Annotated in this window: 19 protein-coding genes; 2 read left to right on the top strand and 17 right to left on the bottom strand. The window is 39.7% G+C overall.

Annotated elements, in window-relative coordinates; genetic code table 11:
• Positions 1-163 precede the first annotated feature (163 nt).
• On the top strand, positions 164-1,516 hold the full coding sequence (locus ACH0AK_RS06565; RefSeq protein ID WP_096081777.1) for a Mur ligase family protein: 1,353 nt from the start codon (positions 164-166) through the stop codon (positions 1,514-1,516).
• Positions 1,509-2,210: a type 1 glutamine amidotransferase gene (locus ACH0AK_RS06570; RefSeq protein WP_010736635.1), complete on the top strand. Its 702-nt coding sequence runs from the start codon at positions 1,509-1,511 to the stop codon at positions 2,208-2,210. The genes ACH0AK_RS06565 and ACH0AK_RS06570 overlap by 8 nt, the downstream gene beginning before the upstream one ends.
• A gap of 87 nt (positions 2,211-2,297) precedes the next feature.
• Here ACH0AK_RS06570 and ACH0AK_RS06575 read toward each other — a convergent pair whose 3' ends face one another.
• From ACH0AK_RS06575 to rbsD, 17 genes are all read right to left on the bottom strand, one after another.
• On the bottom strand, positions 2,298-3,449 hold the full coding sequence (locus ACH0AK_RS06575) for a mannitol-1-phosphate 5-dehydrogenase (RefSeq protein ID WP_438846695.1): 1,152 nt from the start codon (positions 3,447-3,449) through the stop codon (positions 2,298-2,300).
• A 13-nt stretch (positions 3,450-3,462) separates the two neighbouring features.
• A complete protein-coding gene (locus tag ACH0AK_RS06580; protein WP_019723779.1) occupies positions 3,463-3,900 on the bottom strand; it encodes a PTS mannitol transporter subunit IIA in 438 nt (145 codons plus the stop codon).
• A gap of 12 nt (positions 3,901-3,912) precedes the next feature.
• Positions 3,913-5,685, bottom strand: coding sequence for a PTS mannitol transporter subunit IIBC (locus ACH0AK_RS06585; RefSeq protein ID WP_499796803.1), 1,773 nt, complete (start codon positions 5,683-5,685; stop codon positions 3,913-3,915).
• A gap of 257 nt (positions 5,686-5,942) precedes the next feature.
• Positions 5,943-6,959: a hypothetical protein gene (locus ACH0AK_RS06590; RefSeq protein WP_226076119.1), complete on the bottom strand. Its 1,017-nt coding sequence runs from the start codon at positions 6,957-6,959 to the stop codon at positions 5,943-5,945.
• A gap of 60 nt (positions 6,960-7,019) precedes the next feature.
• Positions 7,020-7,547 (bottom strand): hypothetical protein, encoded by a 528-nt coding sequence (locus ACH0AK_RS06595; RefSeq protein ID WP_224434238.1) that lies wholly within the window; start codon positions 7,545-7,547, stop codon positions 7,020-7,022.
• Positions 7,544-9,469, bottom strand: a complete 1,926-nt coding sequence (locus tag ACH0AK_RS06600; protein WP_224434239.1) for a peptidoglycan amidohydrolase family protein — start codon at positions 9,467-9,469, stop codon at positions 7,544-7,546. The genes ACH0AK_RS06595 and ACH0AK_RS06600 overlap by 4 nt, the downstream gene beginning before the upstream one ends.
• Entirely contained in the window at positions 9,466-11,868 is a 2,403-nt protein-coding gene (locus tag ACH0AK_RS06605; RefSeq protein ID WP_371740697.1) for a VirB4-like conjugal transfer ATPase, CD1110 family, read from the bottom strand. Before ACH0AK_RS06605 ends, ACH0AK_RS06600 begins: the two co-directional genes overlap by 4 nt.
• Positions 11,852-12,235: a PrgI family protein gene (locus ACH0AK_RS06610; protein ID WP_023520286.1), complete on the bottom strand. Its 384-nt coding sequence runs from the start codon at positions 12,233-12,235 to the stop codon at positions 11,852-11,854. The genes ACH0AK_RS06605 and ACH0AK_RS06610 overlap by 17 nt, the downstream gene beginning before the upstream one ends.
• A 21-nt stretch (positions 12,236-12,256) precedes the next feature.
• Positions 12,257-13,090: a VirB6/TrbL-like conjugal transfer protein, CD1112 family gene (locus ACH0AK_RS06615; RefSeq protein ID WP_010736644.1), complete on the bottom strand. Its 834-nt coding sequence runs from the start codon at positions 13,088-13,090 to the stop codon at positions 12,257-12,259.
• 13 nt (positions 13,091-13,103) lie between these two features.
• Positions 13,104-13,307 carry a hypothetical protein gene (locus ACH0AK_RS06620; RefSeq protein ID WP_010736645.1) on the bottom strand — a complete coding sequence of 68 codons (204 nt, stop codon included), beginning with the start codon at positions 13,305-13,307 and terminating at the stop codon, positions 13,104-13,106.
• A 10-nt stretch (positions 13,308-13,317) separates the two neighbouring features.
• A complete protein-coding gene (locus tag ACH0AK_RS06625) occupies positions 13,318-14,958 on the bottom strand; it encodes an immunoglobulin-like domain-containing protein (protein WP_224434241.1) in 1,641 nt (546 codons plus the stop codon).
• On the bottom strand, positions 14,951-18,073 hold the full coding sequence (locus ACH0AK_RS06630; RefSeq protein ID WP_226076125.1) for a SpaA isopeptide-forming pilin-related protein: 3,123 nt from the start codon (positions 18,071-18,073) through the stop codon (positions 14,951-14,953). Before ACH0AK_RS06630 ends, ACH0AK_RS06625 begins: the two co-directional genes overlap by 8 nt.
• Before the next feature lie 156 nt (positions 18,074-18,229).
• Complete coding sequence (locus tag ACH0AK_RS06635) at positions 18,230-18,673, bottom strand: PTS mannitol transporter subunit IIA (RefSeq protein WP_023520289.1); 444 nt, start codon at positions 18,671-18,673, stop codon at positions 18,230-18,232.
• Between the two features lie 15 nt (positions 18,674-18,688).
• The gene (locus ACH0AK_RS06640; protein WP_023520290.1) at positions 18,689-20,719 is read right to left on the bottom strand and encodes a BglG family transcription antiterminator; all 2,031 of its coding nucleotides are present in this window, start codon (positions 20,717-20,719) and stop codon (positions 18,689-18,691) included.
• A gap of 1 nt (position 20,720) precedes the next feature.
• Positions 20,721-22,328: a PTS transporter subunit EIIC gene (locus ACH0AK_RS06645; RefSeq protein WP_224434905.1), complete on the bottom strand. Its 1,608-nt coding sequence runs from the start codon at positions 22,326-22,328 to the stop codon at positions 20,721-20,723.
• A 243-nt stretch (positions 22,329-22,571) separates the two neighbouring features.
• Positions 22,572-23,459 (bottom strand): ribose/proton symporter RbsU, encoded by an 888-nt coding sequence (gene rbsU, locus ACH0AK_RS06650; RefSeq protein ID WP_010736651.1) that lies wholly within the window; start codon positions 23,457-23,459, stop codon positions 22,572-22,574.
• A gap of 17 nt (positions 23,460-23,476) precedes the next feature.
• Complete coding sequence (gene rbsD / locus ACH0AK_RS06655) at positions 23,477-23,872, bottom strand: D-ribose pyranase (RefSeq protein WP_010736652.1); 396 nt, start codon at positions 23,870-23,872, stop codon at positions 23,477-23,479.
• Positions 23,873-23,874: the final 2 nt, after the last annotated feature.

Raw genomic sequence — 23,874 nt, forward strand, 5'->3', positions numbered from 1 at the left:
GAAGCAAGGAAGCGATCGTTTTTCGTTTTCTTGCTTCTTTCGTTTTTGTTTTGCGAACAGTATAAACTTTTGTAAAATAAGACAAAGCAATTTAACCTTTTTTTCAACATATGGTATGATTAGTTGAATTTATTTGTAATTATGACGTTTTGGAGGTTACATAATGGGAATACGCAGTCAATTTGCGATTGCAGTTGGTAAAACCGCACAATGGGGACTAAAAACCTTTTTTAAAGGAGGATCAAGTTTACCTGGTAAACTTGCTTTATCGATCGATCCTCATATTTTAGATACATTAGCAAAAGACTATCAAGTCGTCGTCGTAACTGGAACAAATGGAAAAACATTGACGACCGCTTTGACCGTCAATATCTTACGACAACAATTTGATGAAGTCTTGACGAACCCTACTGGCGCCAACATGGTCCAAGGAATCGTTTCGACTTTTTTACAAGCAAAAGCCGGAAAAGGCCAAAAGAAATTTGCGGTGTTAGAAATCGATGAAGCCAGTCTAAGTAGAGTGACTGAATACATCAAACCTGAACTATTTTTGTTTACAAACATTTTCCGTGACCAAATGGACCGTTACGGTGAAATCTACACCACGTATAAAATGATCGTTGACGGTGCCGCAAAATCGCCAGATGCTACGATCATCAGTAATGGCGATTCACCGATCTTCAATTCAGTTGAGACCGTCAACCCTAGAAGATATTATGGATTTGATCACGAAGAAGACCATGAACAGATGGCCCACTACAATACAGATGGCGTGTTGTGTCCGAAATGTCATCACATCTTGCACTACAAAATGATCACTTATGCAAACTTAGGTAAATACTATTGTCCAAATTGTGACTTTAAACGTCCAGAACTGGATTATCGTTTGACAGAAATGAAACGAATGGACAACAAATCAGCTGATTTCGTCATTGATGGCAATGAATATGGCATCGAAGTTGGTGGCATGTACAATGTCTATAATGCTTTAGCAGCTACTGCGGTGGCTGAATATTATGGTGTTGTTCCTGAAAAAATCAGACAAGGCTTAGGGTATGACGAAAAAGTATTTGGTCGTCAAGAAGACATCGAAATCGATGGCAAGTCCTGTACCTTAGTCCTAGTCAAAAATCCTGTAGGGATCAACCAAGTCATCGACATGATGGGACATGCGCCGTATCCATTTTCACTAGTAGCCCTCTTGAATGCGAACTACGCAGATGGAATCGATGTGAGTTGGATCTGGGACGGAGAATTTGAACGCTTTGCAGATATGGAAATCCCTGCTGTGATTGCTGGTGGCGATCGCCACACAGATATGGCACTACGTTTGAAAGTAGCGGGTATCGCTGAAGATAAATTGACACAATCAAAAGAATTGACTGATGTCATTGAGAAAATCAAGCAACTACCGACGGATCATGTCTATATTTTAGCGACCTATACAGCTGTCTTACAATTACGAAAAGAATTAGCGAGTCAAGGCTTTATCAAAGGAGGCATGAATCGTGGCTAACTACGAATTACGCATTGCCCATCTCTATGGGAATCTGATGAATACTTATGGTGACAATGGCAATCTCTTGATGCTCCAATATATCGCCAAAAAAATGGGGGTCACTTCTCATACTGAGATCGTCAGCATCCATGAACCCTTTGAGGCAGATAAATATGACTTAGTTTTCTTTGGAGGTGGTCAAGATTTTGAACAAATGATCATTTCAAAAGACATTCAAGAAAAGAAAGAATCATTGACTAATTACATTGAAAATGATGGTGTCGTACTTGCGATTTGTGGCGGTTACCAACTACTTGGTCATTATTATATGGGCGCAAACGGTGAAAAAATCCAAGGAATCGGTGCGTTGGATCATTACACCTTAAGCCAAGAGAATAATCGCTTCATTGGTGACATCGTGATCCACAACGAAGAGTTCAACGAAACCTATTATGGATTTGAAAATCATAATGGTCGAACATTTCTTGGCGAAGGCGAACGCCCGCTGGGAAAAATCGTCAAAGGTCAAGGGAATAATGGGGAAGATCAATCAGAAGGTGTCATTTACCGCAACGTTTACGGCTCCTATTTCCATGGTCCGATCTTAGCACGTAATGAACATCTAGCGGAGCGTCTCGTTCGCTTAGCATTAGAGAAACGTTATGGAAAAGAGCTTGATCTACCAACAGTTGCCGCAGCTCCAATCAAGTAAACAGCGAAAAACCTCTAAAAATATCTAAGATATTTTTAGAGGTTTTTTTTACAATCCACTTGTTTATTCCATTGATCGTATCAAGAATCAAGCTACTTGTTTCGCATAACGCATCACATTTTGCTTGATGTTACTGATTGTTGTCGGATCATGGATACCTGTGACTTCTTGGATCAACTGATCCATATTTTCTCGCACTTTCATCTCTTGCAGTTCACAACTTTGCTCATCTTCAGGATCATAGTAGTTGAAAATGATCCCCATCGTAGCTGTCAAATGTGGACAAGTCAAATTGTATTCTTGCAATTCACGAACCGGACGAGTAAAGCGTTCTTGATAGCCTAACTTCCGTAAAGGCGTTCGAGCTACCCGAGTGATGGCATCTGAGATATATTTATTTTGGAAACGTTGGATGATTTTCTCAATATAGGCTTCATGTTGTTTATTATCAAAGCCCCATTTTGCTTCCAGTAAACTTCCTGTTTCTTGTAGTACTGATTTTAGTTGGGCAACGACTAACGAATCTTGCATTGCCTCATCGATCGTTGCATATCCCAATAATGCACCGGTGTAAGCTACAGTCGCATGCCCTGTGTTCACACTAAATAGTTTTCGTTCAATATATGGTTCCAAATCTTTGACGTATAGTACGCCATTTAACGAAATCTCTTTATTTTTTCGTTGCGTATCATCAATGACCCATTCTTTAAAAGGTTCCACTTGCACAAACAAAGGATCTTCATGTTGTTGCATCGGCACGATGCGATCCACTGCTGCATTCGGAAATCCGATGGACTGATCTGCAAAGTGGGTATCTGACAGATATTTATAGACTTCCATTTTTAGATGCTCAGAGCCACCAATCATATTTTCACAAGCGATGATGTCTAGCGGTTGCTGATTGCCCTCTTGTTCTCTTTGCTCGATCCCTTTTGCAATCAGTTCAGCAATGAATGGTAAAATATTGGGACCGATCGCTGTGGTCACAAGATCTGCTTGTGCTATTTCTTTGATCACTTGTTCAGGCTGTTTTTGGTTGTTCAATCCGCGAACGCGTTCAACGACAAGTTGTTTTTTCGATTCGTCAGCTAGTTCGATCGTATACCGGCTTTTTTCATTTAATGAATCGATGATCTGTTCGTTGACATCAACAAAAGTGATGTCAAACCCATTCTCAGCTAAAACTTCTCCAATAAATCCTCTGCCGATATTTCCGGCACCAAAGTGTACTGCTCTCATTCGTCTTCTCTCCTTAGGCAATTGCTAGATTGTGTGTGACTTCTTCTTTACTCAGTGCATCTGCTAATTGGACAACATTGTCCATGTCGCTACAATAAAGAGCGATTTGTTGCACTAATTGCAGATGTTCTTCTCCTACGCCAGCGATACCAAACAAGACTGTCGCAATCTTTTCTTCTTGTTCAGTCCCGAAATTGACACCATCTGGCACTTGGATCACACAGATCCCTGATTTTTTTACGAATGCTTTGGCTTCATCTGTTCCATGAGGGATCGCGATAAAATTCCCCATATAAACGGATAACATCGCATCACGTTCCACCATTGCGTCAATGTAGGGTTCTTCGACACAACCGGCTTCCACTAATTTTCTTCCACAGTATCGGATGGCCTCTTCCTTTGTTGCAAAAGCCTTATTCAACTCGATCATATCAAATGCTAATTCAGACATTTTATTTCCTCCTTATGCTACTTTTTTCAAATAGTGAGCAATCGTTTCATATTTTTGTGGACTGACCATCGTCGCCACTGAAAAATGAAGTGAATGCGGTGCCACTGAACGTGCCTCCTCAGACAAGGATTCTCTTGAAACGATCAGTGTATTCGATTGCTCCGTCAACTCATCAATATTGATTTTTTTCAGAGGGATCTCCAATTGGTTTTTCTTCAATATATCTTTCAATAAGGACAATCCCATTGTCGCTGATCCTGCACGATCGTCATGAACAAGTAAAATCTCTTTGATATCTTTTAATTCAGATAAATCCAAATCATCTGTTGGAGTAGTAGAGAGTGGTTGGCTTGGCTGTGTTTCTTCCTTACTTCCTAATGCTTGGATGATTTCATCATACTTTGGTGAATTTAAGAAGTTTTCTACTGCAACAAAATGAGCATGTGGCGCTTTTTGTTTTGCTCGTTCCTGCAACTCAACTTGAGTCACGATCAATACGTCTGCTTCATCAGATAATTGACTAACGGCTTGATTCGTCACGAGTTGAGGTAAGTGATGCTCTTGGACTTTTTTTCTTAACAAGGAAGCACCCATCGCACTTGACCCCATTCCAGCATCACAGGCAAAAATGATTTTTTTGATCGCTGATAAAGCTGGTTGTCCCTGACTAGTAGTTCCAGTTCCTTTCGCTTGTTGTTTCGCTTGACGAGTCGCTTCCACTGATTTTTCAAAATCTTCACTTGTTTCTTTCGCATCAGCTTTTAGAATGACTGCAGAGATTCCAAAAGAAACGGCTGTTGCAGCGACGATCCCTAAAATAACTGGTAAGTAAGCACTCAATGGTGCCATTGCTAAAATGGCAATGATCGAACCCGGTGAAGCTGGCGCACGTAAGCCTGCATCCATTAATTGGAAAACGAAACTACCTGTCATCCCACCAAAAATCACTGATAAGAATAATAACGGTTTCATCATTACGTATGGGAAATAGATTTCATGGATTCCACCTAAGAAATGGATGATCATTGCACCCGGTGCAGATGATTTTGCCGCGCCTTTGCCAAATAGTGTGAAAGCTAACAATACACCTAGACCTGGTCCAGGATTAGCTTCCAACAAGAACAGGATCGATTGACCGGCTGTAGCCACTTGTTCTGTTCCTAAAGGAGTCAAAATGCCATGGTTGATCGCATTATTCAAAAACAAGATTTTCGCTGGTTCGATAAAAATACTCGTCAATGGAATCAAATTTGCATTTAAAATTGCTTCAACACCTGTTGCCATCGCTTGCGTCAGTGTATCCACCACTGGACCAATTGCAGAAAAGCCGATCAATGCTAACGCAAAACCGATTAATCCTGCAGAAAAATTGTTGACCAACATCTCAAACCCTGATTTGATATGTTTTTGAAACACTTGATCGAATTTCTTGATGGCAAAGCCACCTAATGGACCCATGATCATGGCACCTAACATCATCGGAATATCTGTCCCAACGATCACACCCATCGTCGCAATTGCTCCGACGACTGAACCACGATCACCACCGATGACTTTCCCTCCGGTGTAGCCGATCAATAAAGGAATTAAATACGTCAACATTGGGCCGACCATCGTAGCAAACGCTTCGTTTGGTAAATAGCCATCTGGAATAAATAATGCTGTCAAAACACCCCAAGCAATCAACGCACCGATATTCGGCATCACCATACTAGATAAGGTACTTCCTAACTTTTGTACTTTTGCTTTGAATGAAATTTTATTTTTTGGTATCGTCTCTTCCACTTCAATCGCTCCTTTATCTCTTTCTTTAACCAAATTGTATCCGCTTACCATTTAGATAAATAGTCGGATTTTGTCACAATCATTTGTGCCAAAACATGGAGTGATCCAAATGAGTGATTTGATGAAAGACTTCTGGTACTAATTAGAGACGCTGAAACAATTATTTTCTTCATTTAAGGGAGCATTTTATCTGTAGATACCTACGAAAAGGCACATCCTCGTGATTTTTTGGACTCTTTTTTACAAAGTAAGGTTTTTTATTCCATTGACTCTCCTAATCGAGCCAACCGTTCTTCCCAAAGCATTAGATTTTCAGACATATCGGCTGACGCCTCATAGAACGTAATGAAATCTAAAATAATCGTTCCTTGCTCTATGTATGCCGCCATCACCGCTTTTAATTCTTCCGTTTGGATTTGTTCAAATGCTTCTTTCGCTTTGTTCATTTCTTTTTCTTTCAACCAATCAAGACTTTTTTCAAAATAAAACTGATCCAGTGCTAACGTGATCTCCTGATGTTTCAAGTGGCGATTCAACACAACGGCTTCTTGTACTTGTTCCAGCTCCAAATAAGCAATCGCTAACTTGGTTTGGCGCTTTTCCGTCAATTGTTCCACGTGGGTCGCAATCACTTTTTTCCAATCGTTTTGATAAAAAGCCAGATCAAAGGTGGCATTTCCTGTTGGCTTTTGCTCATTCAACTTCTCTACCCAAGAAAATTCCTGTTCTTCCACTAAGTGATCGATCAATTGCTGATACTGAGTGGGATATTCTTCCGCAGCTTCTTCATATGCGCCTGCTTCTACTAATGACTGCCATGAACTTTTCTGATTTTCTTCGGTTGTCGCTTGCTCATTATTCGTTCTTTGTTCAACAAACAAACCGACACCTTGAATCACAACAAAAACGATTACTCCACTAAGAAGTAATCGCTTGATGATTTTTTTCCAATTGATTTGTAACAACTGATTTTTTTTCAGTGTGTTGCTTGAATGAGGGAACTGACTCTTCTCTTTTGTATTGGCTATTTCTTGCTCCCAGTGTTGACTTAAGATCTCTTCAATCTCCTCTGTCAAAGGAAATTGAAGCACTTTTTCTATCATCATTTCTCCCTTACGATCATAAATACGTATGCGACATTGTCCTTGTGTGTTTGCCAGCAAGACTCGTCGATTTTCAGTTTCTAAATCTTCCAAAGCCTGAAACAAATCCAACTGAGTCTCTTCTACTTGTAAGTGATGGATCTGATCGATGATTACAGTTTCTTTCGCCATACGTTGTCACTCCCCTCATTCATTTTTGTTGCGTCCATTTGTAAGGTCTTCCTTACTCAATCATTGTATTTCCATAAAAGAAGACAGCTGTTCGAGATCATCCAAGACATAGCGATGATTTTTAGTGTCATAGTGATAAGTCAGTTTGACACCCTCACGATGGCGAATATCTTTTTTTACAACTCCGCCTTCTTCATTCAATAAAGACGTCGTAAAATCAACCAAACAGAGGACTTCAACCATTTCCTCGTTCGTTTGTTTAAAATAATGCTCGCTTTTGAGCCAGCGACTGAAGCCAAAACGCTGTGGACTATGCGTTTTTTTACCTTGTTCTGTTTTTACTTTATCTTTCATCTTGTTAGAAAGAGCATCAACATATGCAGAGTAATTGTCGCCGACTGTTTCAAACGTATAATAAGCTTGTAAAAATTCTCTGACTTGTGCTTCCGAAAGTTGTCTGGATTTTTTTTCAGAGGCTTGTCTTTTTTCTTGTGAACGAAAGACAAGTGACCTACCAACACTAAAAGTCATGCTACCAAACAGAAAGAAAGCTAGAATGAGACAAAGGAAGCGGGATTTTGCATTCATTTTTTTTCTCCCAACAATCGATAGAAATAAACAGGCGCCAGCTGGAAATCACCTGCATAGCCTTCAAATGGAGTGATGACGATATCGCCTTCTTGACCATACCCTCGTGCAGTAGCAGGTGTGCAATGAAGGATCGTTTTACCACCATCATCTAAAAATAGCCCTGTATGGCCGTAACTACCTAAAGAGTGTCCTTTCTTCCCCCACACAAACAAGTCACCGGCTCTGACATCTTCTCGACTGATTGGCATCAGGAAAGTCCCTTCCAAAGAATACAATGTCTCAGTGCTACCTAGTGGCACAGGCAAGCCAACACTTCTCATCGCCCACAGAACAAAAGAAGAGCAATCATGATAAGGAAAGGTGCCTCGTTCAAAGCCTTGTGAGTACTGAACGTTTTGACGATACAATGTTCTGGCTTGTGTCAACACCTCTTGACCCACTGTGTGATTCGATTGCCAGAGTAAGCTCATCTCTTTACTGCCACCTAGTTGTACAAATAATTCTTTGATCGTCGGTACCCAGTATTGGTTTAATCCCAGGGGATCATTACTTGCACCTACAGGACAATACACACTTCCGAGTTGCTCGACTGTCATCAGTCTTTGGTTCACGATCAATTGGTTTAGTGTTCGAGCGGTGGCGGCAATCCCTTCTTCAAGTGTGGCGTAGGAAAGCAACTCATTTTCTCGCATCAAGCCACCTGGATTGTTCTTTTCTCGAATTCCTTCGCTCGTCCCCCAAGCAGTTTCGTGGATCATGATGGCTGCTAGAACAATGGGGGAGATATTATTCTTTTTAGCTTCTTGGATAATCGTTTCTGCATGGTCACTAAATGCGTGACAATGCAGTAAAATCACTTCTCGAAATTTCTGTCCATTAAATGTAACGTCCGTTTCAATGGGATCAAGCTGTGTCTCATTGTTATCGACTACATTGGGGAGATAAAAAGCTGGATTGACGATTTCACCTTTTTTCTGGTAAGACAGATGCAGTTCCTCTTGTTTTACTCTCCCGATCTCTGTCCCCACCGATACCATCTGTCCTTCAGTAGCTGTTAGATCTACATCATGATAAGTAATGGTTTGATCGTTCATTGTGATGGTTACGTTCTCTCGGTCTCTTGTAATTTCTCCAGCGATCACAGCGACTATGCTTTCTTTCGGTTCTGTCTGGATGAGCAGTCCTTCAAGTAAGCTTTTTTCTTGATTTGTTACGTAATAACCAAAGCGTTGTTTTATGCGTAAAGAGTCTGTTTCTTTCAATGGATTGCTTAATTCAGTCAAACTTGCATAAAGACCAATTTCTGCTAACAGCTGTCTGCGTTCTTTCCACTCCGGCGTCCAAGTGATCACTTGCGACAATGATCGTGATGTTAATTTGATTTGACCTTCGTTACTGTCTACTTGCCACATCTGTTCATGCAATCCTTGGATCGTTTCTTTGAGAACATCTGGATTTCCTAATTGGTCTTCACCATAAGCCATGTCTAAATAAATCAGCACCTCTTCAATATCAGACCTGATCACGACTTCATTTGCAGCCACTACTCGTTCATTTACTAGAATCAAACTCTTAGTTGAGTTTAATTCTAGTGTCAATTCCACATCCAATTCGGTTAAATATTTCCATACCTTCGTCAATTCAAGCTCATTGATTTTGATCGTGGCAGACGAAACGAAGCCGATCATACTGAAAAAGAGAAAAAATATGAGAATGCTAACACCAACAAGTAGGTAAAGGCTGACTTTGCTACTGATCGAAGTTTTATTTCCAAGTAAAGAGAAATCAACTATTTTTGTCTGATATGCAAGCATGACTCTGCGAGGATCTTTCGTTTTCCTACGCAGAAAATGTCTGTTACTCCTTCGTTTATTTCGTGATTTCACGGTCTCTTCAATGCCTACATCGTTTTTTTTCATGGCGATACATCCTGTCGTAATCTGTGGCGTTCGACAGGATCAGTGGTGATCAACTCATAAAGTTTTGTTGTTGGATCAACAGTGTTGGAAAAAGGGACAATGGCATTGCCTGCCCGTATCAATCCTGCGCCTTTGATTGGATTGAGTAATTGTCTTTGTTGCTGATACGAAAGATTGAATAAGGAAGACAGCTCATCTAAATCACTTTTCGCTTGTTTCAACATAATGATAAATTCCGTATTACTTAACATTCGGCGTGCTTTATCTGATAATAATAAGGTTTCGACATTTTGGGTAATACCAGTGGCAATCGCACCCCATTTACGGATTCGGCTCCATAGTTCAAAAAAATAATTTTCACAGTAAGGATCATTTAACAGGAGTTGCATTTCATCAATATAGATCCAAGTAGTGATGCCTCTGTCTCGATTGCGAACGACCCGATTCCACACTTGTTCCAAAACAACCATCATCCCAAAAGTTTTCAATTGATTCCCTAGTTGTTTCGTATTGTAAATCACAAAACGTTTATTTAAAGAAACATTAGTTGGTTTAGAAAACATCGAAAGTGAACCATCGATATATAACTCTAAGTCTAACGCCAATGTCTGCGCCTCTTTTTCCGGTTGTTCTTTTAAAAGCGGAAACCAATCTTCCGCCAATGTCGGCGCTGATTTTTCTGAGATTTTTTGAAAATTGAAATACGTCAATCGCGTGACACGATCAATGATCGATCGTTGTGCCGAATTTAACCCAGTTGGCCCACCGATCAAGGCTTCACAAGCAGTTAACAGAAAGTCAGATTTCAATTTTACTGGATCTGCCTCTCCTCTCAAGTCTTCTGAAATATCTAGTAAGTTGATGAAGGTATTGGTATTAGGGGCGATATTGATGATTTGAGCATCAAAATCATTGCCGATGATCGTATCTTCATCTTCCGGATCAATCGAAATGACTTCATCTTCGGGATTTTTAAGTAACGTCGTGATTTCTTCATATTTTTTGGCTACACCTTTGCCTGAACCAGAGCTACCTAAAATCATGCCACTCGGCGTGTTTAGTTGCTTACGATTGATCCTTACACTATTTTTGGTCATTTCATTTTTCCCGTAATATTTGCCATCTATATGATTAAGATCTTGCGCTGAAAATGGAATAAAAATCGCTGTACTTTCTGTCGTCAACGTCCGTTGTTGTTCGATCCAATTTTTTCCTAAAGGTAAGACCGAATTGAATCCTTCATCTTGTAGATAGTCTAATGCATTGAAATGACAACGATTTTTACGCCCAACATGTTGGACTTGTTCCGCAATATCAGCAAGTTTTTCTTTGGTCTGAGATCGGAAATAAACGAGGAAGGTAACAAAATATAATTTTTGACCGGTTTTGACTAGATCGTCTAATAAAGCTTCGGCTTCTTTGATACTATTGGTCAATTCATACGGAATATTTGAATAAGGATCATAGCCTTTTTGTGTCGCTTTTCTTTCAGCAGTTGTTTTGTCCCCTTCCATATAAGCTTTTTTAATTTGAACCAACTGATTTGCTTTTTCAGAATCCACTGGTTCAATGTGGATCGATAAACACAACTCTTCGCCAATATCCATTAATTCTAAGATCAATCTATCTGAAAGTTTGGTGGGGTAATCTTTCAAATATAGGACTTGGGCATACTCTGAGCCAATTTCGATATAGTCTTTTGCTTTAAAGCTGAAACTTGCAGGGGTAACAACTGCTTTTGTCGACAAACGGCTATAAACTAAATCTGTATAATTGAACTGGAACCATTCATTAGGTTTGATCAATTCATGGAGCAGTTGCAACCGTTCTTTGCCAGAAAGTGTTTGACTACTTGATTCGATTTCCGAAAGACTATGACTAAGTTGTTGTTCGATACGTGTCAAGGAATGCTTGGCTTGGTCATAATCAGTAGACTGCGTGCTGAAGGTCAATAGATTTTGTTTGCTAAAATTCGTTCCTCCTTCTGTCATGGTTCGCCGCAGCATTTCATTCAATTCTCGACGGTAGATGTCCTGACTCTCCCCTGTTTCTTTATAGAACAATTGCTTTTCCAGTTCCTTTTGTTCCATTCGCTTTTTTTTCAAGGTAATCGTTAGATGCGTTCGTTCATCACAACTATCTAGTAAGGTACAATACCCTTGAAAAATAGCTTGTTGGTCTTCTACAGGTGCAATTTGGTAATTGACATCTGAAAACTGGATACTTTTTGAATAATATCCGGAAGCAAGTTCACAAATTCCACTTTCGTACATTTTTTCATAACGAATCTTCCTTTGTGCATGTTTGGCTGGTGCTGATTTTCGTTCTTTTTTTCCTCTTTTTTTCTTTTGCTTGTGTAATAGTTTGGTTAAGGAAGACTTTTTAATTCCCTTGTTCACTTCGATATTTCTCTGTTTTACTGTTTTTCCTCGTTGAAATCCCTTCATGATCTTCCTCCAAACGAGCATTTTGATATGGATAGTGCTTTGTTGCGATAAGATGGCGCCAACGGATAAGGAGATATTTTTCTAAAGGTAACTGATTTTTTTTGATCCAACCCACCGATAAAATCGGACTAGTAAAAAACATCAATACAATTCCTAGATCATCAATTGAATAGCCCCAAATAAAATGATTAAGTAGGCCGACCGGTAAAATCACGATTAAAGCCAATGCAATAACGATAACCTGTCTTAAAGAGAAGCCAAAAAAGATCTTCTCTTGATACTCTTTGATTTCTTTTCTGATCACGACTTCAATCGCCATTTTTCACACTCCTTTTCTCACTCAGGCCGCAACGATGATCGCTTTCGACCATTTCATGGTGTAAAACAAACACATGGATAGCGCCAAGCAATTACCGACGATCGCACTGATCACTGCAATCATCCCCTGCGTCTCATCAAATGAAAAAATAGTACTCACTAGTAGTGGATAGATATTCAACACGATAAAAAGCAATACACCTTGTAAAGATGCCGCACCAAATAGTTTTAAAAAATTCTTTCCGACATGCCCGATTTCTGTATTCACTAAAGCGACAATCGGTAAAGGTGAGATACTCAAATAAAGATACATTTCCAAAAAGCGTAAAAAGATCAGCACTTGAGCAAGGACGCTAACAATGATCGATAGAATCAAGGGAACGAGTAAGATCATCAACAACACCATTTTTTCAAAAAAACCTAGCTGATCGATCTGCTCCATCACGTTGAAGATATCCATTGTCTGATCCGTCACACCTCGAATCTCCAATTGATTGATTCCTTGACTAACAAAAATACCTACATCCATAATGGCATTGAGGAAAACCATCAAGTGGCGTAAAAGCAGTACGGTCAATCCGATTTTGATAAACAATGGCAAAAAAAGATCCAGTCCACCAAACTCTGACTGCTTGCCATATAGTCGATGTGCGAGTTGTTGAAATTCGATCAACAATAGAAAACCTAATAGGGAATAAGCAATAGGTTTGACGACACTTTCCATGATCGTCACACTGTAACGATAGATTTCCGGCAGATAATGTTCGAGGTTTTGTAAAAGACTATTTTTATGATTCGTCGATAAACTTAATTGTTCTGCAATCGTTTGTAGCAAAAATTCGATCGCACCGTCCATTCTTTTTCGCTCCTCACATTGAAATATTCGTGATCCACGCACCAGCAGCTAAAATCACTGCACCCCCAACGATTTGAAAAATGGCATGTTGCATCCCTGGCCCATTATGCTCTTTGATTGCAACGCCTAATTGGATAATGCCCCAAACGGTCAGTAAGCTTCCTGCAGTAATCACCCCGTTGGAAAATAAAGACATTGCTTGATTGAAATAATCCATTTATTTCTCCTTATTCGCTCAATTTCTCTGGCATTTCTGGATTGTTGTCTTGAATAATGACATGAAAAGATACTGTCGTTTCTGTAAATGTATCTTTGACCGTCAAATAAACAGGATAGCTTCCAGGTGTATCCCAAGCGATTTCTTCTATGATCTCAACATCTTCTATTCCAATACTCTCTTCACGATCCGAAACGGAGATCCCTGCTAATAAATCTGGCTTTTCTTCGCCTACAATGATTCTCTTATCCTCTATCCCAGAAAATACAGGTGGTTCATTGATTACTTGGATGCTCCCAAAGGTTTTGGTGATCTCTCCATGTGTATCTTGGACTTGAAGAGGAAAACGATAGGTATTTAATCGGGAAGTGTCGATTTTCTCCCAAAAAGGCAGATCGATTGCCACATGTAATTGCTCAACCGGATCTTCACGATCTGCAAGAACTAGTTTTGCTAGATAGCTTTCTTTATTCAGTTCACTAAATACAGGAAGAGTCATATGCGTATTTGTAATCGTCGGCGCTTCATTTGTTAAGTGAACACGGATCGTACGCTCTGCCGCTCTTTTGCCATACCGATCAACGACATTCCCAATTCTTACGAAGTAGTTTCCTGGTACATATGGGACAAGATCGGATGCCAAGATATTGTCTGAAGTAAGGTTGATCGCACCATCTTCTTGATCATTTGCGGAGAAATAATCAAATAAAGAGAATGATTGATCAACAGGTAAAACGAGCTGGTTCGGCCCCGCGATTATTGGTGCTTCATTGGTGATCCTCATATTACTTATCAGCTTGGTACTTGCTCCAAATTGATCAGTCACAGAATAAATCACTTCATAACTGCCTTCTTGTTCTGTTTGGAGTGTGGTTTGTACTTGAACTTCTGAGGTCAATTCACCATCTTCTTCATCATGAGCAGAAATGCCCGCTAATAAATCAATACTTGAACCAATCGTGATGTGGTGACTTTGTCTTACTTGCTGAATGATCGGAGAGTGATTAAACAGAAAGGTGACTGTCGCAACACTCACTTTCCCTTTTGAATCAATTGCTGTGATCTGCATCACTTGGTAGCCAGATTCATTAGGATCGACGGGCGTATAATGGATCACTGGAACGGGATCACTTCCTTGAACAACAGTAAAATAGGTAAAGGGATCAATTGCTGTTCCTCTTGGTAAGATCTGCAATGGAGCATTTGCATGGACGTAAGGACCTTGCCAATGATTATCGCTCTCTGGAATTGCTGAAATATTGGATAGAGTACCTTTTTGTTCGTTTTCTTCGAAGCGATTCGTGAGATTGCTTCTTGATTCTGTATTTTCCCGATTTTGAGAGACTGTTGTGGCTTCAAGGTAAGCGATTCTCAGCTGATTGGTTTCATCCTTGATCATTGCTTCCGTGGGAAGATCCAGTGGTTTTCTAAATTGAGAAGCAAACTCAAACAAATGAGAAGAATTGTTTTCTTTTTTGAAATAGCTCTCCTCTGGTGTCTCCATGCTGATTGCCTGTTTCATTTTGCTTGAAGTAGGGCCAGCTGTTGATGGATCTTCTGTTTGTTGTGTTTTACAGCCGCTGACGAACAAAACAACTGAACAACTGAATATGAACAAGCCAAATCTCATGTATTTTTTCCTTTTAGTCATTCAAACCACCCTTTTTTTGTTGATAGATCAAAAGACCACTCACTCCTAGAAATAAACTACCTAGCCCTACTAGAGAAACAGAAGTACGACTATTTGTTTTAGGTAAATCACGAGTATTTTCCTGCTTTTTCGTTTCTTCTTTTTCCCCTTCTTTTGGTGTATTGAAATGAACAGTCTGTTCTTGATTCGTCAAATCATCTTCACGTGCTACCTCATTTTCTTGCTCAGACTCGTAGTATAAAATGTGAGTGGCAGTCAACTGCTCCTTGTCTTTTAGCGTATTGGCTTTCAGCTCAAGAAAAACTTCAAATTGATCTTCTTTACTCTTTGCTGTGTAGGTTGAGATTGCTTCGTTGATGAGTTCTCCGGTGGCACCTTTTCGGTACTGGGTCACTACGGTATACACATGACCGACTTCAATGGCTGCTCCTTTGATCCAGACTACGTCTTTCAATTGATTGTCTTTGGTTGGATCAAGCTCCTTACTTCCGTCGATTGCTGTGAACAAACTCGTCAATGCTAATTTTTCGCGTTCGTTATAGGCTTCTAATACGATCAACTCACCATCTTTTTCAATAGTTACTGAAAAATCTAAAGGTTCTTCTAAAGGTAAATACCCTTCCAATGGTTTTCCTTCAATAAATTGATAGGTCCCATAGGGCAAATCGCTTACTTCGATTTTTCCCTCATCATCCGTGAGATATTCTTCAATAAATTGAAGGATATCTCCGCCATTTTCTGCTTTTTCTACCTGATATAAACCAAATGGTACTTGCACCAAAGGTTGTTCATTCAAGCGATCTCGTTTGATCAATTCAATGGATTGTCTTGCTAAACGGTTAGGGACTTCTAAGCGAATCAATGCACTATGATTTTCTGCTGTTACACTGAAAATCAATGGTTCTTCTAACGGGAGATAGCCTTCTGGCGCTTTGACTTCATGAAGCTCATAGCGATCCACGCCCCAAGGTAAGCTCTCTGTTGTCACTAATTCCCCTTTTTGATTCGTTTCAAAAATCTCAGTTTTTTCTGTATCATTCGGACGTGTCATTGCTACAAATGCCCCTTGTCCATCATTCGCCCAAGTATCAAAAATCTTGAATTGTGCGCCAGCATAGGGAATTTGTTGTCCTGTTTCTTGATCGATCTTGATGAGATGTACGCGTGATTCGATGATTTCATCTTCTAATAAAAAGAAATGTGTGTAGCCTTCCTCACTGATCGTCACTTCAAATGGTTCAATGATCAAATAGCCATCCGTTCCTTTAGTTTCAGCGATCGTATACGTGTCATAGGGTAAATCGATAAATTTAAAGTAGCCGTTTTTTTCAGTGACTTGGACATATTCTTTTCCTGTGGTATGAGCGGTGGCTGTTAGTTCGATTCCTTCGAGTGGTGGTTTATGATTCGTTTGATTGGATGTTAATGCGTGTAAAATTTCGAAGATAGAAGTGGGGATAAGAGGTTTTGAACCAAATTTATATCCTTCGACATGTCCCTTGATGACGCGATCAGTGACTGTTTTGCTATGAACAGCCACCGTTTCATTTTGTCCTGCGTAAGTCAAATGTATAGGATAGATGGTCGGATCTAAGTTATATCCTTTCGGTGGAATGGTCTCTTGTAAATAATAGGTTCCTAGTTTTAACCCTTTTAGCTCAGCTGATGCACTTCCATTAACCTCTTCCATCGTCAATTCCGCCACTGTTTCTCCGTCTTTGTCCGTTAATTTATAGACAGCTCCGATCAATTGGGCACCTCCTTGAGGCTGATTGCCTGTTTCTGCATCTTCTTTGATGACCTTCAAATTAGCTGTCTGTTCTTGATTAGCTAATGTGATACTCGTCAATTCATTCACTTTGACAGTGACAGTCTGGGGCGTTGGATTTAAAACGTAGCCTTCTGGCGCTTTGATTTCTTGAATCGTAACGACCGTATCAACGAGTAGATCATGCCAAATAGCAACACCATCAGAATCTGTCGTCAATTCTTTTATCTGTCCATCCGCAGTCGTGAAACAAAAAACGGCGCCTACTAATGGTTGTTTTGTTTGTTGATCGACTTTGCGGATACCTGCATGTCCATATTTTTGCACGCGTAACTGAAAGGAGGTTCTTGTCAGCTGTGGCACTCTACCGACTACCATGTTTTGTGTATAAGGATGTTGGTACACGACGATTGCTCCTTGATAACTACTGGGGATATGATAATCAAATGCGATTTCACTTGTCGCCGGTGCTTCTTTCGATGCAGTGACTGTTACTTGATTACCTTGCTTTTCAATGGTTACTCCATTGATTTGTTGAACAGGCGATGAGCTATAATTTGAAAATGCTCCTGTTGTGTCGGTCAATATTTGGCTTTCGCCGGCTTTTATATCCAATATTTGTCCATCAAAACTCGGTTGGGTATAGAACCGTTCCACTTGTTCCATCACTGTTCGTTTGAATGTTTGGTAATCGTTCATTGTCAAAACACCAGTAATACTGGTGGGGGTGATTCCTTGTTGCTCCCAAGCAAGGAGTTGCGTCATCAATTCTTTTTCCATCGTGTAGTTTGTCGCAATCACCCCATAGTATTTAATCAAAGAAATTTTCTTCAATAATTCTGTGTTTTGAATACTTGAAGTATACCCGCTATTTTCTCCAATATTCAGCGCTACTCCTTGTTCCAGACAAAGCGCAATCTCTCCCTTCACTCGCTTGCCGTACCAACCAATTTCTCTGCCACCATTAGATAGATGGATATCGATATGAGGGATATGGATCGCTGGATCAACAACGACACTTTCATTTGCAAATGGATCAGCCAATCTTGGAGAATATTCATGGATCGCCGCTTCAATATAATTCGTCGAACCAATAGTAATCAATTTCCCAGTGGCCCTTTGGACTAATTGATAGTTTTTTTTGAAATTTGTCCAGCTATTATCCTGTGGGATTGATTGTTCAGCTGTACGTAAAGTTTGATTGGGATCAGATGCAGTGATTTGTTGATACATGGGTAGGTCAGGCAATGTTTCTGCCGAGACTGGTCTCACTTTCATTTGAAAAAAAATAGTGATTAAAATAATGATTGGTAGAATCAAAAATAGTGATTCAGAGGATTTCTTCATTCTTTGGCTCCTTTCATTAGTGGAATAGATCAACTGGGAACATGTGCCCTTCTCGTCGTACCTCCTTCACTATATAATTACGATTTTGGCGAGATTCTCCCAAAAAAATAGAAAAAAAAACGACCAATCAATTGATTGGTCGTTGCGTATTTTACGTCAAAACTCCTCAGCTTGTTTTAAGATTTGTTGGATTTCCTCTACTGTTTGAGCATCGCTCAATGCCATCACTTGATCGACATCGGAACAAAAAAAGGCGAGTTCTTGTAAACTTGTTAGTTGTTGGTTTTCTCGCATGATCACTGCAAATAAAATCGTTGCGATTTTCTTTTCTTCGTCGATACCAAAGTCAACGCCATCAGGTACTTGGAACAAAAAAATACCTTCTTCAACAATCTGTTCATCTTTTGCTTTTCCATGAGGAAGTGCCACAAAGTTGCCGATATAGACACTTGCTGCTTCTTGGCGAGCAACCATCGCATCGGTATATTCCTTTTGGATCACTCTTTTTTCAAGAAGTTGTTCACCAATCTGCTGAATGGCTTCTTTCCAGCTACCAAACTGTTGGTTCAACCAAATATGTTCAGATGGAATCTCAAGCATCAATAGAGCCCCCCTTTATTTTTTTATTTCATCGATCAAAATTTTAGATAACAACTGATAGATGATTGCCTCATTTCCTGATCGAAAAATCTCAGTATTCAAATCATTCATGATCAATGCACCACTTATTTTCCCAAGTAACTTTCCAGTAGCTTCATCAATTGGAGACGGGGCTAACATCACTAACATTCTTGATAAATCAACTTTCGTTTTGTCCATTCCTTCGATTTCCAATACTTGCTTCAATTGAAAAATACAGAAGAAGGGTTCTGTGACCTCAGAACTAGAAGTATGGAAAAGCCCCATGTTGGTATGAGGTAAACCGATCGGTGCTTGTTGATATCTTTTCATTAAACGCTGATAGACTTTTTCTTTATCTTGGACCAACCCTGTAGGTAAATAGTCGAAAATATCCTTCAACGTAGCTTCTACTGTTTCTGGATTGTCTAATTCTTGAATGAAGAAGTGCTGAAGTAATCGATTGATTTTGCTCATCATCAACACCGTTTCTTCATAAGTATCTTCGATAACAGAAGGTTGATCAGCTAACCGGATATGTTCCGTTCGATGGGCTGTCAAACGAGCAAATTCTGCTTTTAATTGTTTGATTTCTTCCTCAAGAAGTAATGGTGAAACTAATAGATATTTCCCCTCATAGCCACTTAAGATCGAAGTAGAAATGACGAGATCATACTCTTCTTCTAAATTGATTTTCTTTAGATCAGCAATTCGATAAAAATGGATATGTTGAACAAATGGGAAGTACCTCTTTAGTTTTAACTCAAGCATACTTGTCGAAGCTAATCCACTAGGGGAAAAACCAGCGATTTTGATCGTGCTGTCCTTTGGTGTTTTTTCTAACGAGTTCGCAAAGTGGAGAACCATATAAGCAATTTCTTCTTCGGATAGTTTCTTTTCTTGAAAAATCTGCTCGATTCCTTGACGGATGGCTTGAGCAATCTCTTGATATTGAACCATGATTTTTTCTAAAATTGGATTAGTCAATTGTTCTTCTTGAAGTACCGCTCGAGAGAATACTCCTGATAAATGGGTCAACAACATTTTGTAGAGTGTTTCATCTTGGTAGAATGGATTATTTGTTGCTTCACTCACTACTTGGATCAACTGTTTCACAAGATAAGCGAGTTGCGTATCAAATGTTTCTTCAAAGAAATCCTGATCGAAGGAATTCGAGAAGTCATTTAATAGACTAGCAAAAAAGACGATCTCATTGACTGGATAAAGTTGTTGCGTTTCCTTAGCGATTTTAGAAAATAAAGCTTTGGCGATACGTAATAACTCTTTGTTCACTAGTCCAGTGTAGGTTTCATTCGTCAGCACGTGATTTTTTTTGACACGGTCGATCGTAATGCTGAGTATCAAAACTAAATGTTCCAGTTTCCGGTCACTTAATTCTTTCTTTTGCTGGATCAATTCTTCTCGTACCACTTGACGCGCCAGTAATAAACTATCTGTCATGATAAATTGAAAAAAGAAATTCGTTGTCGTATCAAATTCCAGCAAGTGAAATATTTCATACGCATTAATCTCCAACTCTAAGATATTCGCGATCAGCAATCTTCGGTATTTTTCCGGTCCAGTGATTTCATAACCACGGTTACGAGTGATAGATAATGGTAGCTGTTTCATACTGGTTTCGAGTTGCTTGATATCAGCATAAAAAGTCGTATTACTAATCAAATACTTTTCTAAAAAATAACTTAAAGACAATGGTTCTTTCGTGAGTAACAGCTCTAATAAAATTGCATGTTGCCTTTCAGTTGTCGATAATTCCATCTCTTTTTCGTTCAGTAGTTGGCGCAGTTGTGTCATTGTTTCAGGTGTCGCTTCAATCATAAATGATCCGCGGGTTATTTTTTTCAGCGAAGCATTTACTTCCTTGAGCGATCGTTCTAATTGCTCCAACTCGCGGTATACAGTCCGTTTGCTGACACGTAAAACATTGACCATTTTTTGTATAGAAACGGGTGCTGGACTATTGATGAGTTCTGTCAATAATTCTTTTTCCCTTGGTGACAAATACATCTTAGTCCACTTCCTTTACTAATGATAGATAGGCTTTGGTACTGACAAAATGATCAATGATCAACAAATGCTCCACTTGTTGTTCCAGTTGATACGTCTTTGCCATTCTTTCATTCGCAAGATATACCACTTCTTTTTCGGGTACTAGGTCTTCAACGGCTGTTTTTTCTACAGATAGATCGACCTGATATTCCTTGGCTAGCTTCATTAAAATCGTCATCCCCATCGTTTGTGAGCCTCGTCGATTTCCTTGGTATAAAAACACAACTCTGGTTCTAGGTTGTTTAACTTCTTGTTGCTTTTTGATCTGAGGTTCACTGTTTATTTCATGAAGTTGCTGCTTGATCAATGGTAGATACGACTCAACTTCTAAAAAATGTTCGACAGCAATGATCTGACTCTCTTTGGCTTTTTCTTGTGCTAAAGATTGAAAGGCACTTTGTACGATCACCAATTGTTTCTGATGATTCTTCAGACTATAAATAGAGGTATAGCTTATAGGTATATCTATCCCTTGCGCATGCAGTTTTTTCTTCAAAATGGCTGCGCCCATTGCACTAGAACCCATCCCGGCATCGCAAGCAAAGATGATTTGGTTGACCGCTTCATGATTCATCAGTTGGCTCCTTTCTGGGAGGATCGATTCCACAGGTTTCGTTTTTCTCAATAACAGTATGGCACAAATAAACGTAGCAAGCGCACTGAGAATAATACCTAAAATGACACCTGCTAATTGTGAAGGTGGTGTATTCCCTAAAATAATCACCAATGAACCTGGTGAAACCGGAGCATTCAACCCACTAGCAAACAGTTGGAACACAAACGTTCCTGTTGCTCCTCCAATCATAACGGCAAAAAAAAGCGCAGGTTGCATCAAGACAAAAGGAAAATAAATCTCATGGATTCCTCCGACAGCTTGGATCATCAATGCTCCACCTGCTTTGACACTTTTTTCTCGATCAGCAGCAAACAAGAATGCACTTAAAATCCCTATTCCTGGCCCAGGATTGGCTTCCATCAAAAATAAGATCGAATGCCCCGCATGTTGTGTCATCTCCATTCCTAAAGGTGTCAAGATGCCGTGATTGATGACATTATTCAAAAATAAGACCTTTAACGGTTCCAACACTAAACTGACCACTGGTAACAAATGTTGTTCAATGAGCCAATAAACAAAGCGTCCAACATAAGACAAACTACCTTCAACAATTGGTTGGATGACCAGTATGCCTAACAGACAGACACCCCCACCGATTAGACCGATCATCAAGTTATTCAGCAACATCTCATAGCCAGGTTTGATTTTCGGCACCAACCAACGATCCACCCAGTGAAAAATACCTCCCGTGATCAAACCGATGATCATCGCTCCGAATAGTTGTGGAAGATCAGAAACTACTATCATACCGATGACAGCAATCCCACCTGCTACAGCTGCTTTTTGATCAAAAATCTTTGCTCCAGAGTAACTGATCAAAATAGGCAATAACAGATAAATCAGCCAATCACTGACATGTGCAAGCGTTTGATGCAAATCACCTGATACGATATTTGATACAATCGATAACAAACCCCAAGCAATAAAAATACTTAGATTTGGCATGATCATTTGTTTGAAATAATGTAGTAATTGACGAAACCAGGTTAATTTCGCCACTGCATTAGCAGGAAGCGCATTCAAATTCTCCCCCACGTTGATCACCTGCCCTTTCTACTTCAGCAGACTGCGCTTATGCTTTTTTCAGATAGCTCTATTCTAACAGTTTCCGTTATCTATTTTCCACAAAAAAAATTGGGCAAGTAACCGTAGTTACTTCCCAATTTTTTAAAATAACGCTTCTAACAAAATATCTTATATCAAAACAGTCATCGTTGCGGCAGCTAAGATAAGGACCAAGCCAATGATCGTGACAGTCATTTCTTTTTTCGTTTTCTTTTGACCTAAGAACCAGATACCAGTCAAGGTTGCTAGAACAACAGAAGTTTGCGATAGGATGAAGCCCGTTGCCAAACCATTCATATTTGGTTGTGCAGAAATCAAATAGGTCAATGCAGCAAAGGCAAAAAAGAAGCCAGAAAAAATTTGTTTATAAGAAACAACTTCCGTAAATGCTGATTTTTCATGCCCTTTCATACTTAATACAGCGGTGTAGATGATCGCCACTAAGACCATCCCCATTGCTTGTGGCAAGAAAGCGTGCATTCCGTCGATGGTTGTTGCTTGAGGTGCTGCGGAATATGCCCAATACCCAATCTCTCCGACTGCTAATAATAAAACCGCTTTTTTCAGTAGACTGCTATTTTCTTTGGTTTTTTTCTCAGTCCAAACAGTCATCCATGCGCCTAAAATAATCAAGATCAATGCTAATCCACCAAGAATCTTCGCTGTCGTTCCTGGCCAATTGCCTAGCGCAAAAACACCCCATAATGAAGCCCCAAGTAATTGAAAAGCTGTGGTGATAGGCATTGCACGTGACGAGCCAATCAGTGTGAAAGATTGAAAAGTAATGATTTGAGCAGTCGCCCAGCCTACACCGGAAAGAATAGAAAAGACAAGATCCATTCCAGATGGCAGTGCTATGCCATTGATCAGGGCAAAAATAAGTGCGAATATCAAAGTTCCTATTGTTGATCCTAAAATCTGGTTCACAGGACGTCCACCGATCTTCGAAGCAATCGTTGGATAAAGTCCCCAACCTAGTAATGGTCCTAATCCGATCAATAATGCTGTTGCATTCATTTATTACATCTCCTTTTTTAGAATACGACGCCACTTTCTAACAAGATATTCGCATAAGGAGTCATCTCACCTGTGCGAATAAATGCGTGACAATTGTTTAACTCGGTTTTCATTTCACTATGCGGAATAAACGTGATCGGTGTCTCCGGCATTTCTTTTTGGATTTCTAGAAGGATGTCAGGATTCTCTTTTTTGATTTCCTCTGCTAGATAAATACGTTGCACCTCTAATTCTGACAACACATTGCGTAAGACTTCCATAAAGCTAGGAACCCCTTGCGTGACTGCTAAATCGATTTTTTCAGTGGTCATAGGTACAGGCATTCCTGCATCTCCAATACTCAATTTATCAAAATGTCCCATTTGTGCAATCACTCGTGAGATATCAGAATTGATTACTTTCGTTTTTTTCATTA

It is taken from the genome of Enterococcus pernyi (genome assembly GCF_045371165.1).
GTDB lineage: Bacteria > Bacillota > Bacilli > Lactobacillales > Enterococcaceae > Enterococcus_B > Enterococcus_B pernyi.